Source organism: Clostridium intestinale, from assembly GCF_035905475.1.
GTDB lineage: Bacteria > Bacillota > Clostridia > Clostridiales > Clostridiaceae > Clostridium_T > Clostridium_T intestinale.
The window spans coordinates 1761200-1775876 of the sequence record NZ_CP121166.1; the positions used below are offsets into that span (position 1 = coordinate 1761200).

Annotated in this window: 14 protein-coding genes and 1 pseudogene; 4 read left to right on the forward strand and 11 right to left on the reverse strand. The window is 29.0% G+C overall.

The features are described from left to right. Nucleotides 1–4: 4 nt before the first annotated feature. Nucleotides 5–1069, reverse strand: coding sequence for a D-alanyl-D-alanine carboxypeptidase family protein (locus tag P8F83_RS09085; protein WP_238907066.1), 1065 nt, complete (start codon nt 1067–1069; stop codon nt 5–7). 74 nt (nt 1070–1143) lie between these two features. Here P8F83_RS09085 and P8F83_RS23570 point away from each other — a divergent pair, with 74 nt between their 5' ends. Beyond that, nucleotides 1144–1704 carry a DUF2953 domain-containing protein gene (locus tag P8F83_RS23570; protein WP_420022609.1) on the forward strand — a complete coding sequence of 187 codons (561 nt, stop codon included), beginning with the start codon at nt 1144–1146 and terminating at the stop codon, nt 1702–1704. Then, on the forward strand, nt 1694–2122 hold the full coding sequence (ytfJ, locus tag P8F83_RS09090; RefSeq protein ID WP_073019684.1) for a GerW family sporulation protein: 429 nt from the start codon (nt 1694–1696) through the stop codon (nt 2120–2122). Before P8F83_RS23570 ends, ytfJ begins: the two co-directional genes overlap by 11 nt. Before the next feature lie 22 nt (nt 2123–2144). On the opposite strand, the gene scpB is transcribed toward ytfJ, so the two are convergent. The 8 genes from scpB to P8F83_RS09130 form a co-directional block, all read right to left on the reverse strand. Then, on the reverse strand, nt 2145–2741 hold the full coding sequence (gene scpB, locus P8F83_RS09095) for an SMC-Scp complex subunit ScpB (RefSeq protein WP_238907065.1): 597 nt from the start codon (nt 2739–2741) through the stop codon (nt 2145–2147). Further along, complete coding sequence (locus P8F83_RS09100; protein WP_326514354.1) at nt 2734–3483, reverse strand: segregation/condensation protein A; 750 nt, start codon at nt 3481–3483, stop codon at nt 2734–2736. Before P8F83_RS09100 ends, scpB begins: the two co-directional genes overlap by 8 nt. Nucleotides 3484–3694: 211 nt before the next feature. Further along, nucleotides 3695–4879 carry a D-alanyl-D-alanine carboxypeptidase family protein gene (locus P8F83_RS09105; RefSeq protein WP_326514355.1) on the reverse strand — a complete coding sequence of 395 codons (1185 nt, stop codon included), beginning with the start codon at nt 4877–4879 and terminating at the stop codon, nt 3695–3697. A 114-nt stretch (nt 4880–4993) separates the two neighbouring features. Beyond that, the gene (locus tag P8F83_RS09110; RefSeq protein WP_326514356.1) at nt 4994–6292 is read right to left on the reverse strand and encodes a pyrimidine-nucleoside phosphorylase; all 1299 of its coding nucleotides are present in this window, start codon (nt 6290–6292) and stop codon (nt 4994–4996) included. A gap of 135 nt (nt 6293–6427) precedes the next feature. Further along, entirely contained in the window at nt 6428–7309 is an 882-nt protein-coding gene (locus P8F83_RS09115) for a tyrosine-type recombinase/integrase (protein WP_073019694.1), read from the reverse strand. 45 nt (nt 7310–7354) lie between these two features. Then, a complete protein-coding gene (gene spoIIM / locus P8F83_RS09120; protein WP_326514357.1) occupies nt 7355–7981 on the reverse strand; it encodes a stage II sporulation protein M in 627 nt (208 codons plus the stop codon). A 124-nt stretch (nt 7982–8105) separates the two neighbouring features. Next, nucleotides 8106–8630 carry an NUDIX hydrolase gene (locus P8F83_RS09125; RefSeq protein ID WP_238907062.1) on the reverse strand — a complete coding sequence of 175 codons (525 nt, stop codon included), beginning with the start codon at nt 8628–8630 and terminating at the stop codon, nt 8106–8108. A 40-nt stretch (nt 8631–8670) separates the two neighbouring features. Next, complete coding sequence (locus P8F83_RS09130) at nt 8671–8895, reverse strand: hypothetical protein (protein WP_326514358.1); 225 nt, start codon at nt 8893–8895, stop codon at nt 8671–8673. 273 nt (nt 8896–9168) lie between these two features. Between P8F83_RS09130 and P8F83_RS09135 the strand changes: the two genes are divergently transcribed. Next, nucleotides 9169–10533 carry a citrate/2-methylcitrate synthase gene (locus P8F83_RS09135; protein ID WP_326514359.1) on the forward strand — a complete coding sequence of 455 codons (1365 nt, stop codon included), beginning with the start codon at nt 9169–9171 and terminating at the stop codon, nt 10531–10533. A gap of 622 nt (nt 10534–11155) precedes the next feature. Here P8F83_RS09135 and P8F83_RS09140 read toward each other — a convergent pair. Beyond that, a complete protein-coding gene (locus P8F83_RS09140) occupies nt 11156–11758 on the reverse strand; it encodes a DUF1349 domain-containing protein (RefSeq protein ID WP_326514360.1) in 603 nt (200 codons plus the stop codon). A 507-nt stretch (nt 11759–12265) separates the two neighbouring features. On the opposite strand from P8F83_RS09140, the pseudogene P8F83_RS09145 reads away from it, so the two are divergent. After that, nucleotides 12266–13466: pseudogene (locus P8F83_RS09145) on the forward strand (IS3 family transposase). A 340-nt stretch (nt 13467–13806) separates the two neighbouring features. Here the strand turns inward: P8F83_RS09145 and P8F83_RS09150 are convergent. After that, the gene (locus P8F83_RS09150; RefSeq protein ID WP_326514361.1) at nt 13807–14523 is read right to left on the reverse strand and encodes a DsbA family oxidoreductase; all 717 of its coding nucleotides are present in this window, start codon (nt 14521–14523) and stop codon (nt 13807–13809) included. Nucleotides 14524–14677: the final 154 nt, after the last annotated feature.

A 14677-nucleotide genomic window follows, 5' to 3' on the forward strand; every position in this document is an offset into this window, starting at 1 on the left:
TTAATTAATTCATTAACTCCAAAAACTCTTTATTTTTCATCGATACTTCAGAATATATATTTTTTTTATATATTTCATCTCCAACTTTTGATTTTATGCTTATATATCCTAGATAATCATCTTTCATTATTTTTTTAGTTGGAGTTATAAGAACCATTTCGGATTCTATTCCATCTTTAGGAGCCATAATACTAATCTTGTCATCCTTAACTAAATCAAGAAACTTGCTATTTTTATCCTTAAAATAATCATGAACATTAACCGAATAATCAGAATAATTTTCTTTTACATATTCAAACAATTTAGTACTTTCTCTCCATCTTTCTGGGCAGTTTAAAACAACAGTAATTATATCTCTGTCTTGATACCTAAAGGAAGATACTAAACATTTACCTGCTCCACCTGTATATCCTGTTTTAACTCCATTAGCTTCCGGAACTTGAAAAAGCATTTTATTTATATTGTTGTAGTCTCTTGAGAAGTTATATTTAACTCTAGATATTTCTCTTGTTCCTACTATTTCTCTAAAAATATCATTTTCCATAGCTTTTTTAGTAGCAATTGCTAAATCATAGGCTGTAGAATAATGATTTTCTGTATCTAAACCATGGGGAGAGTTAAAAGAACTATTAATTAGTCCTATATTTCTTGAACATTCATTCATCTGTTTATAAAAATTTTCTTTAGTTCCCCCTATTCCTTCTGCTATTGCAATAGCAGCATCATTGCCTGACTTATACATAAGTCCATATAAAAGTTCTCTTAAAGCTATTTCTTCTCCTTCTCTATAACCTACAGTAGAGCCATTAATGGTTGCAGAACTTTTACTTATTTTAAATTTTTCATCTACATTTCCTCTATTTAAGGCTACTAATGAAGTAACAATTTTAGTTGTACTAGCCATAGGTACTATTTCATGGGCATTTTTTGCATATAATATTACGCCACTTTTACCGTCTATAGCTACAGCTGCCTTTGCGTCAATTGATATTTTTTTTGTTTTTGCTTGCGCTGCAGTTGTTATCATAAATAAAAAACAAATAAACAACAATGATATTTTTTTTGCCATAAAATCACCTCATTTTATAGTGTGTATTATTATTTAAATTTAATTCAATTAATAAATGTTTAATTTTAACACTTATGGATAAACTTAAAGATATAGTTAATGAGGTGATTTACTTGTATATAATATTTGTTCTTGTTATTCTTATTTTTATCCCTTTTCCTATAAAATTTTCACTTTATGTTAATAATAAGATAATTAAAATTTATTTATATAATAAAGAGATAAAAATAAAAAAATCTGATAAGAAAAAAAAGTCTCCAAAGAAAAAGAAAAACTATAATTTTATTTTTAATTGGAAAAAATTTTTGCATATAATAAAACATTCTAAATTTAAGCCTAGATTATCTTACAAGTATAAACTTCTTTACGATACCTCTGATGCTTATTACACCGCAATTTTAAATGGATATTTAAATATATTATCAAGTTCACTTCATCATTTATTATTATGGTTTTTTAAAATTAAGAAATTTAATATACAAGTAAATCCTTTATTTAAAAATGAATTTAACATTGAATTTCAATTTAAAGGAATAATTTATATAAATTTTGTAAAACTAATCATTATTGCTATTAATTTATTAAAATGCATAAAAAAGGAGGTGTCCCCTTTAAGGGAGGCATATGAACAATGATAATCATCCTATAGAAAATTTAATGAAATGTACCATGGAAAATTTAAAAGAAATGATTGATGTTAACACTGTAATAGGTGATGCTATTGAAACAAAAGACGGTAGCTGCATAATACCTATATCTAAGGTTAGTGTGGGATTTGCATCTGGTGGAAGTGAATTTGGAACTGAAAAAATAGCCAGTGAGAAAGATCAACGTTATCCTTTTGGTGGTGGTTCTGGTGCTGGTGTGTCAGTAAAACCTGTAGCTTTTTTAGTAATGCGTGATAATTCTGTTAGATTATTACCTGTTGATGCTAATAATACTTATGATAGAATTGTTGATACTATCCCTCAAGTCATAGAAATGATTAAAAACAAGTTATCTAAAGACTCTGAGGAAGATGGTCATACTAAAGTTAATGTTAATGTAGAATAACTAAAAAACCAGAGTTTAAAGATTATTCTTCAAACTCTGGTTCTTCTTTTTGTTCTTCTGTATTAAATAAGTCAAGAGAAGGTAGCTCTTTTAGGGTTTCTAAACCAAAAGCCCTTAAAAACTCTTCCGTAGTTCCAAAAAGTATCGGTCTTCCTGGAACCTCTAACCTCCCTATTTCTTTTATAAGGTTTCTTTCTAATAATCTATGAAGAGCTGAATCACTTTTTACTCCTCTTATATCATCAATATCTACTCTTGTGATAGGTTGTCTATATGCTATTATAGCTAAACTTTCTAAAGAAGCTTGCGATAGAGATTGTCTCACATTTTTCTTAAGTAATTTCTGTATATAATCACTATTATGTGACTTAGTAACAAATTGATATCCACCTTCAATGGAGATTAACTTAATCCCTCTGGATTTATCATTATCAAGTTCTTTTTCCATTTCTTTAATCAACTCCAAACACTCTTCTTCAGAGCATTCTAAAATAGCCCCAATGTCTTTTATTTTTAATGGTTCTCCAGCTACAAATAACAAGCTTTCAATTATAGATTTTAACGATTCTTTTTTAGAAACTTCAGTAAATTCATATTGATTAATATCTAATTTACTCATCTAGCTCAATCCTTTCAACATAAATTTCTTCAAAACTATTTTCTTGTAATACTTTTACTTGCTTGTCTTTAATAAGTTCTAATAAAGCTAAAAATGTAACTATAGTTTCTATTTTACTTTCACATTCACTTATTATATCGTTGAACTTGTACACTTTTTTATTACCTAACAATTCTTTTATATATACTATCTTGTCTTCAACTCTATATCTATCCATTTCAATAGTTTTACTCATATTACTTACATTAGATTCGTTCATCTTATTTTTCATCTGTTCAATAAGGTTATTATATATGTTATAGAGATCTAACATAGTAATATTTTTAAATATGTCTTCATTATTTTTATCAGTTTTGGGTTCTTCAATTATTTCAGGTTTTTTCGAAAAGACAACCCCATTATATAAACTTTTTTCTTTTAAAAATTCAGCTGCACCCTTAAACTTTCTGTATCTTATAAGTTTTTCTACAAGGGAAAGTTCAGGATTTTCATCCTCTTCTTCATTTTTTATTTTAGGAAGTAAGGTTCTAGATTTAATCTCCAGTAACGTGGAAGCCATTACAATAAACTCTGAAGTTATCTCTAAGTCTAATTCCTTCATTGTTTTTAAATGTTCTAGATATTGATTAGTAATTTCAAAAATTCTAATATTATATATGTCCATTTTATTTTTTCTTATTAGATGTAATAATAAATCAAATGGTCCTTCAAAGTTTTCTATTTTTATCTTCATAATATCCATAATAATTACTCTCCTGCATTTTATAGCACATTTATAATAATATCAATGAGCGTAACTTAGTTCAAGAAAAAAGTCACGCTCATCTGTATTTATATTCTTCTAATCCGTCTCATTAGTATTTATATTATCCTAATCCTTCTCATCTTTATTTATATTATTCTAATCCTTCTCATTAGTATTTATATTATCCTAGTCCTTCTCATTAATATATTTAAACTCCACCTTTAAAAAGGTTCCTGAAGTTGTATTTTAGATTATCTATAAATCCACCTTTTTTAACATCTCTATCTGCATATAGCTCAACTTCTGCTATTTTTTGTTCTCCTAAGTAGTATTCACATACCCCTATTTTTTCACCTTTAACGTATGATCTTCTACTTTCATCTAAAGAAATCTTTTGTTCAACGCTATCTCCTGAACCTCTAGGGAATACTAATACCACTTCTTCTTTAGCTTTTGCAATAAAGAATTTATCTTCGCTCTTATTAAGCGGTACTTTAACTACATCTGCATCCTTATCTAGAATCTTTTTACCTTCAAATTTAGAGAAACCAAAATTTAATAATAATGATGCATCTCTATTTCTTATTTTATATGTAGGTGCTCCCATAATTACACTTAACATTCTTACACCTTCTCTAGTTGCTGTCGCAGATATACAATATTTAGCTTCCTCAGTATATCCAGTTTTTAGTCCATCACAGCCCTTAAAGAATCTTACTAACTTATTATGATTAACTAATTCAATTGGTGCTTTTCTTCCTTCTGATATAGTCTCCATATAAGTGCCTGTATATTTTAGTATAGTTGGGTGTTTTAATAGTTCTCTAGACATTATTGATATATCATATGCTGAGGATAAATGACCTTCTGCTGGCAAACCAGTACAGTTTTTGAAGGTAGTATCCTTCATTCCAAGTTCTTGTGCTCTTTTGTTCATTAATTCAACAAAAGCTTCTTGTGTTCCTGCAAGATATTCTCCCATAGCTACAGCTGCATCATTACCTGAGGCAATCGCTATCCCTTTTAATATCTCTTCTACAGTTCTTATCTCTCCTATATCTAACAGCATGGTGCTTCCGCCCATTTTTTTTGCATTTTCTGATGCGGTTATTTTATCATCAATTTTTATTTTTCCTGAATCAACAGCCTCCATAGCTAAAAGCATAGTCATTATTTTCGTAACTGATGCAGGTGCAAATTTCTCATGGGAATTTTTTTCATAAACTATTGTGCCACTTTTAGCCTCCATAAGTAACGCACTTTTTGCTTCAACCTCTATTCCTCCATTAGTGCCCGCGTCTTCCGCTTTAACTCTTAAGCTTGTGCTTCCTAGTGAAAATATACTTGTAATTAATAATATTTTTGCTATAAGTTTTTTATCAAATTTCATCATTTGTACTCCTCCTTTCAGAAATATCTTTACCAAAATAAAAAAAAACATACAAAAATAAGACTCTTTAACATCTTATTTTTGTATGTAATATTCATCCAAAAATCACATCATTATCTACATTACTATATCATGGATATATTGTATAGTATTGCATTTATCACTAATGTAGAATGCCTCTTCAGCTACTTTTTTTGCATCTTCGCAAACCTCCAAATTAGTATGGAGAGTACATATAGCTTCACCTACACTTACCTTATCTCCAACCTTTTTGTTTAGGGTGATTCCAGCTGCAAAATCTATACTATCTTCTTTAGTTTTTCTTCCAGCTCCAAGTAGCATAGCAGCAATACCTATCTTTTCTGCTTCTATATGAGAAACATATCCATCTTCATTTGCTTTAACTTCTATATGATATTTAGCTTTAGGAAGTAAATCCACATTTTCAACAACTTCAGAGTTCCCACCTTGAATCTTAACAAACTCCTTTAGCTTTTCTATAGCTTTTCCTGACCTTATTATACTTTCTAAGTTTTTATAAGCTTCCTCAAATTCATTAAATGCTCCACCTAATACAGCCATGTGAGATGCAATGGTTAATGCTACAGTAGTTTCATCCTCTGATCCATGCCCCTTTAAAACTTCTATAGCTTCTCTAATTTCATTAGCATTACCAACTTCATGGCCTAAAGGATTATTCATATCTGTAATTATAGCAACGGTTTTTCTATTTAGCATCTTACCTATGTCTACCATAGTTCTAGCTAATTCTCTAGCATCATCTACTGTCTTCATAAAAGCTCCATCTCCAACTTTTACATCCAAAACAATAGCATCAGCTCCAGAAGCTATTTTTTTACTCATTATTGAACTTGCAATAAGTGGTATACTGTCTACTGTTGCTGTAACATCTCTCAATGCATATATCTTTTTATCTGCTGGAGTTAAATTTCCTGACTGACCAACTATTGCCATTTTATACTTGTTTACATTGTTTATAAACTCTTCACTAGTTAACTCTGTCTTAAATCCTTCTATAGATTCTAATTTATCTATAGTCCCGCCTGTATGCCCTAATCCTCTTCCTGACATCTTAGCTACAGGTATACCTAATGAAGCTACTAGTGGTATAACTATTAAGCTAATTTTATCTCCAACACCACCTGTTGAATGCTTATCTACTTTTATTCCTTCAATAGCTGTTAAATCCACTTGATCTCCTGAATTAACAAAAGATAAGGTCATATTGGATATTTCTTCTTTATTCATACCCTTAAAATATACTGCCATTAAAAATGCTGACATTTGATAATCTGGAATTTCACCTTTAGTATAACCTTGAACAGCAAAATCAATTTCTAATGCTGTTAAAGCTTCACCTTGTTTTTTCTTCTGAATAATATCTACCATTCTCATTTTATATACCTCCGCTTTAAGTTTTCCACTATCCATCTTTTTTATCCTTTTGGATAATTGTTTAAGTATATTTTTAAAATTGTGTAATCGCTCACACATTATTTTCTTTTAAAGGGACACAATTAAGGTCCCTAATTAAGCTCTTGGATGAGATCTCTTATAGATTACATTTAATCTATCAGAGTTTATTATTTCATAGTAAGTATCCATATATGTTAAAACTTGATTCCCTAATAACTTTTGAACCGCTCTAACATTTGCTCCATTTTCCAATAAATGAACTGCAAAAGAATGCCTGAAAGTATTAAGATTAACACTTTTCCTAATTCCTGCTCTTTCACAATAAGATTTTACTATTCTCCAAACTCCTTGCCTTGTTAACTTATTTCCATTTAAATTAATAAATAAATACGGTGATGTAAGGTATCCAACCCTATCTCTTTCTGATAAGTATTCGTTTAAAGCTCTAACTGCCGAACTTCCTATAGGAATCAATCTATCTGTTCTTTTATTATCTTTACATGCAACAAAGGACATCTCTGTATTAATATCTTGGATTTTTAATGCCGTTAATTCACTTACCTTCATACCAGTAGCATACATAATCTCAAGTAAAGCCTTGTCTCTTACTCCTTTAAGACTATCTTTGTCTACAATATTGATTATCCTATCAATTTCATCTACTGTCAATATCTCCGGTATTTTTTTAGATAAATTTGAAGTTTTGTAGGTTATTTCTGGTACCTCTTTAATAAGTGCTTTTTTCTTTAAAAATCCATAAAAATTTCTAATAGAAATAATTATCCTGTTGACACTTCTTTCGCTTTTTCCTTGACTAATTAAATACTTAATGTATTCACTGATACAGTCTTTATCAGATTCTAGAATTTCAATTTTTTTCGTATTTAATAAAAATTTACTATATAATGTTATATCTGTAACATAGGCTAATACTGTATTTTTACTTTTTGAGCTATCATATAAATATTCCTCATAACTTTTTAGTATCTCCTTCATTTTTCTCTCCCATAAAATTACTTAATAAAACCATTCAAAGAACTGTTAAAGATAGATTGTAGTAATAATAAATCTTATTATACTCGGACTTATAAAGGCTTCTATAAAAATTCCTATACCCAATAATATGGAAAATATTATCAATATATTCCCAAACTCCGCTATATCTATAGATATTTTTTTATTTTTTGTAAATTCACTTTTAAATTTATCAAATGACATACTAAAACATATAGTACTTAAAAGTATTAAGCAGGGTATAATGAAAATGTTTTGAGGAATTATTGCGGCTAAGGCTAGTCCAATACCTTTATATTCATATGTTGTAAGTAAAAAAGAAAAAGTAAAACCTATAGAATATCCTTTCCATAAATCTATTAATAATATAAAAGGAAAACCAAAAATAAAGATTCCTAATAAAATTATTGCTATAAAAAGAATCGCATTGTTTTTTATTGATGAAAACAATATGTCACTATGATTTATATTTTCATTCCCTAAATTTGTTGAAAAACTAGTAAAATAATTACTCAACTCTGATCTATTAAAATCTCCCATGTACTTTATGGTATATGCTCCCAAAACTATTCCTATTGAAAAGAAGAGAAATGTCATTAAGTAGGCCCCTTTATTTTTTCTCATACTTTCCTCAAACAAACTTTTAAACTTCATTCTTATATACCTCCTTGTTACCATAATTATCTTTATGATATAAGGAATATAATTATTCTTATTAAAAAAATAAAAAAATAAACTACCTTGAAATAGTAGATAAATACTATCTCAAGGCAGTTTTCTAAATTAAAACATATAATAGAGCTGATAATGTTTTACTATCATATATTTCTCCATTTAATATCAACTTCTTAATTTCTTCCATTGAAAATTCTTTAACATTTATAAATTCATCTTCATCGCCTTCCTTAATTCCTGTTTTTAGGTCTTTCGCTAAATAAATATGTATATACTCATCACAAAATCCAGGGGCTGTAACTATTTTCCCTAAAAATTTTATATTATCAGATTTAAATCCAGTTTCTTCTTCCAATTCTCTAACAACACTTTTTTCAGGAGATTCTCCCTTGTCTATCTTTCCTGCTGGTATTTCCAATGTAATTTTGTCTAATGCCTTCCTATATTGCTCAACAAACAACACTTTATTATCCTCAGTAATAGCTATTACCGCAACTGCCCCTGGATGTCTTATTACATCCCTATTAGCTGTATTTCCATCTGGTAATTCTACTTGTATCTTTTCATATATTAGAAAATCACCTTCATAAACGGTACTTTTCTTTAGAGTTTTTTCTACTAAGTTCATATAACACCTCTTAAAACATAGTTTATTAATATTTAGTATATTATACCAGAATAATCTCCCCTATTACATCCTTAAATGCTTTTCCCTCTATATTAAAATTTTCTATCATTTCTTCAAAAGAGTTAAACCTTTGTTCACTATAGTCAACATCTGTTTCATATACACTGTATTTATCTCCAAAATAACATATAGAATAATACTTATTATTATATCTAAAAATCACATCATTTTTTTCTATTTCGTTTTTTAAATTTTCTTTATTCATTGTAGTCCCCCTATTTTTTATAAATAATAAATTCATTATTATATTTACCACTTTAAATAAAAATACCCCTATGATATTATAATCTACAACTCTAATAGTAAAATAATATAAAAAAGATTGATATATTATTGTTTTTGTAATATATTTTGTTTAAGTCAATATATTCATTAATAATTCTATGAATATATTAAATAACAGAAAATCATTAACAGTTATATATATTCATATGAAAAATTAAAGCATCAAATAAAATATTAATGGGGGCAAAATATTATGAAAGAAATAGAAAGAGAAACTCTTGACCAGTATACAAATAAATACAGCAAAGTATGTAGTGAAACTAGTCTTATTGATATAAGCTTATATGAAAAATATGGGGTAAAAAGAGGGCTTAGAGATCAAAATGGGAAAGGTGTAGTTACTGGAATTACAAGTATATCTTCAATTAAATCTCATGAAGAAGTTAATGGAAAAAGCATTCCTTGTGAAGGGGAACTTCTTTATAGAGGTTATAATATCATAGATTTAATTAAGGGTTTTGTTAATGACAAGCGTTACGGTTTTGAAGAGACTACATATTTACTTTTATTTTCAAAACTTCCTACTGAAAGTGAGCTTACTAAGTTTAAAAGCATATTAAATATCACAAGGGAGCTTCCTAAAAATTTTGTACGTGATGTAATTATGAAAGCACCAAGTAAAGATATCATGAATTCCTTAACTAAAAGCATTTTAACTCTTGCATCCTATGATGAAAATGTTTCTGATTTATCATTAGACAATGTTTTAAAACAGTGTCTAATGCTTATAAGTATATTTCCTATGCTTGCAGTTTATGGATATCATGCCTATAACCACTATGAGGCTAAAGAAAGTTTTTATATTCATAGACCTGATGAAAATCTTTCAACAGCTGAAAATATACTAAGAATGCTAAGACCTGATACAAAATATACAGCCCTTGAAGCAAGTGTACTTGATACAGCCTTAATGCTTCATATGGAACATGGTGGCGGTAATAACTCTACTTTTACAACAAGAGTAGTTTCATCATCTGGTTCAGATACTTATTCAGTTATCTCAGCAGCTTTATCCTCTTTAAAGGGAGGTAAACATGGTGGAGCAAACATTAAGGTTGTAGAAATGATGGAGGACATTAAATCAAATGTTAACAATATAAATGATGAAGATCAAATAAGAGCTTATCTTAAAAAGATGCTTAATAAAGAAGTATTTGATAAAAGAGGTTTAATATATGGAATGGGACACGCTGTATATACAATCTCAGATCCAAGAGCAACTGTTTTCAAAGGTTTTGTAGAGAAACTTGCAATAGAAAAATCTAGAGATACTGATTTTAAATTATACTCAATTATAGAAAGACTTGCTCCTGAAGTAATAGCAGAAGAGCGTAATATCTATAAAGGAGTAAGTGCTAATGTAGATTTTTATAGCGGCTTTGTTTATAGTATGTTGGACATTCCTTTAGAGCTTTATACTCCAATTTTTGCAATGGCTAGAATCGTTGGATGGAGCGCTCATCGTCTTGAAGAACTTATAAATACAGATAAAATAATAAGACCTGCATACGAAAGTATAGTTACCGAAAAATTATATAAAGGAATTAATGAAAGATAAAATTTGAGAGCAAACTAGATCTTTTTAAGTCTAGTATGCTCTCATTTTTCTCGCTTTCTCGCTTTCTCGCTTTCTCGCTTTCTCGCTTTCTTAGGGCAGTCTACTTTTTCTGTGACTTTTTTGCAAGCTTTTCTTAAAAAAGTTTACTTTATTCTTAATATAAAAAAAGGATTAGACTGGCGTCGACATACGCGCCTACCGAATAGTAGTGCAAGTCTCGTTAGATTCCTTCTAAGTACGACACAACAACATAATGATATTTTGACATTTTGACATAGGGTAGTCTACTTTTCTTCCTACTCATTATTCATCTTTTATAAAAAAATATTCTTAAACTTCTAAAAGGACTAGATTGAAGCTGCACTACTGCCCTGTAGGAGCTTCTTCTTAAGCTCCATTAGATTTCGTTTACCAATAAAAAAAGGATTAGAATGAAGCTGAAGAGCGCTTCTACCGAGTAGAAGTGCAATTCTTCAATAGAGACTTTCTCTATTTAATGATTTATTGTCAATCTTTTTATCAAAAAGTTTAATTTATCTGTTATTAATTCTTTTTACCTCTTTACCTCGATGTTTTAATGCTAGAATTCCTATAAAAAAAAGAGCCTATAAACTTTAGACTCTTAATTTGTAATTGGATTATATTTTTCCCATAAACACTCAGTTATCTTCATTTCAGTAAATATAGATTTAAAAGAATTATTATTTGGAGAACATGCAAGTAAACCAATATTAATTTCATCTCCACCTTCAAACAAGTGAAAAATTCTCATTTGTTTAAAGTTTATACCATCAAATGAATGCTCAATACAATAATCACTTTCTCTTCTGCTTATTCTATACCAGACACACTTTATAGATGAACTAATGTCGGTGGTTGCCCAATCAGAATATCCATGATTAGTTACTACGCTTCCGAGCCATGCAGTAGTATTGTCGTGAAATTCTACCCCTGCTTTTACCCAATTATCGCTATCCTGATAAATCGCAACTCCACTCTGGTCAAATAATGCTGTACTATTAAAATCAACCTTTACCGTAAAAGTAAAGTATTTTTCATCTGTTGTAACATAAAACACATGAGCATTATCATTTCTGAATCCATAATAAGTTCTTTGCCAAAAATCAGTATTTGGATCAGTTGTAATTTCAAATCTATCTTTTTCAATCAAATAACTTTGAGGCTTATAAAACCATTTTGCCTCTTTAGTATTAAATTCAAACATGTTAAACCCTCCATACCTTTATAATACATAATAATTTGTAATTGTTTATTTAATTATAAGTTACTATGTATTACAAAACAATACGTTTGAGTTTCATTTTCTATATACTTAAAGGTTATTAAATACGTTAATTTGCTTTAAATTCATCCTCTTAGTGTTTTAATACTAGTGAGTATATAAAACACTTGATTATGAGTAATGAAATCTACACGCATGTATTTACTTGTCCATTATATTATCTTACTTTTTTATATGCATAACTATATTAAAATATTTGTTGGCTTTTTTATAGTATCAATTAACCCATTCCCAACATATAATATATTAGTTTTTAAGTTCTTTTTATAGGCATATTAGGATAATCTTCTAGTACGGAAAACTAGCCCCATTAAGTTGGGGCTTTTTATTTTTTATATTTTGAACAACAACCTGGTGCTAGTATAAAATTGTGGACACAAAATAATTAAAAATATTAAACTATAATTATTAAGTTAGGAGTGTGTTCACATGAGAGAAACATCAAAAAGATATACCGATGATTTTAAAAAAATGATTGTTGAAGTTTATGAAACTGGAAAACCAATTAAAGAAATATGTGAAGAATATGGCGTAACTTATACATCAGTTAATAACTGGGTTAACAAAATTAATCCAAAGCAAAAAATCTCTTCAAAGCCTGTAGTAAAAGTAACAAAGCAACATAAAGAAACATCCAAAGAAGATAAGGATGAAATTCTAAGATTAAAAAAGAAAATGAACGAATTGCATTGGAGAACGAAATACTACACCAATGGCGGGCTTTAGCCAAAAAAGCTATCGCCATATTCTCAAAGGACCAAGAGATATAATTAAATTTATTGATGATAATCATGAAATTTATCCAGTAAGGCTTATGTGTAAATTGCTGAATATGCCTAAAAGTACTTACTACCAATCTCATCACCATACTCCGTCCCGTAGGGAATCGGAAAAGATAGTATTGAGAGAAAAAATACTTAAAATTTATAACGAAAATAAATGTAGATATGGTGCTCCTAAAATACAAAAGGCTCTTGAACAATCAGGCATTTATATAAGTATCAAGCGAGTTCAGAGATTGATGAAAGAGTTAAATATTCGTTCTATAGTAGTTAAAAAATTTAGACCAGTAAAGTCTAGCATAAAAGTGTTAGAACGAGTAAATTTACTAAAACAGGACTTTAAAACTACCAAACTAAATGAAAAATGGGTAGGAGATATAACTTATATTCATACATTAAAGGACGGCTGGTGCTACTTAGCTTCTATTATGGACTTGTATACGAGAAAGATAGTTGGCTACTCATTTTCAAAGACTATGGATTCTTCTGTAGTAATAGCTGCTTTAGATAATGCATATAAAATCCAGAAGCCAACTGAATCGCTTATTTTCCACTCTGATCTTGGAGTTCAATACACAAGTACAGAGTTTATTAATAGACTAAAAAAATATGGAATGAAAGCCTCAAATAGTAGAAAAGCATGCCCCTATGATAATGCTTGTATCGAGTCTTTTCATTCCATTTTAAAGAAAGAACAAGTTAACAATGTTCAATATTATGATTATGAAAGTGCAAAATTAGATTTATTTACTTTTATTGAATCATGGTATAACCGTAAAAGAATTCATGGTTCTATCGGTTATATAACTCCGCAAATGAAAGAAGATCTTTTTAGAATGACAATTTGAGAATTAAAATGTGTCCAGGATATTGACCTAGGTCCAACCATTTACAAGTTAACATCTCATATTTTAGTTAAAATAAAATTTCCTTATTGTTTATATTACTTTGACATCTAAATATCAACTCCCCCACAGTAATTAAACATAACTAATTATTCATCATCTCCTAGGTTTAACTCCTCAATCCAATAGGAAAAGTCTCCAGAAGTCAAAAGCAGACATCAAGTCTTGGGTTAATAAGTGAAATACCCGTATAAATAATTACACGAAAAAACAAGTTAACGAATGAAAACTTATTAAAGAATGGCTTTTAATAAGTTTTCAGTAACATAAAAATTATATTGAATTAAATTAATTTACATGTTCCGTCAGAACAATTCTTATCAGATGATGAGTCGGCTATATGCTCTTTAGTCTTAGTGATTTTATAATCTTCTTTCCATGTGTGTCGTAATAACTCTAAAAAAGTTTCACTAGACTGTGCTCCCGAGATGGCATATTTGTCATTTACAATGAAAAATGGGACACCCTGAATGCCGATTTTCAATCCCTCCGCTCTATCATCTGCAATATTATCGCTATATTTATCATTTGCTAAAACATCCAAAGCTTCGTTTTCATCAAGACCTATCTCACTTGCAAGTTGGGCAAGTGTTGCATGGTCACCGATATCTAGTGAATCAGTAAAGTGAGCTTTCATAATACGCTCCATAAACTCTCGCATCTTCCCATTCTCTTTTGCATAATAAGAAAGGCGAAGTGCGTCATATGAATTCGTATAAATCATTGTATCAAATTGATAATCTAACCCAACCTCTTTCGCTTTTTGTTTAAGTTCGTTGTTACGCTCTTTTGCTTTTTCATATGAGATACCATGCTTTGAAGATGATACTTGATGGATATTCATTCCTGTATTTTTTTTCGCATATGGATCTAATTGAAAACTACGAAATACGACTTCTACCTCTTCTTTATGTTCAAATTGCTCTAATCCTTTTTCAAAGTTGCTTTTGCCCATATAACAAAATGGGCAAGCAAAATCAGACCAAATTTCTATTTTCATAGTTAAACACTCCTTTATTCTTATCATATTTTAATTCTACTAAACAACAACTGTTGTCAAAATTATTTATATTATTTGAAAGTCTGGCGTTTCGGCAGATTTATTAATATTTCAATCAAATAACGTTCTATTATTTTGCTTTTAAGGCAGCTCC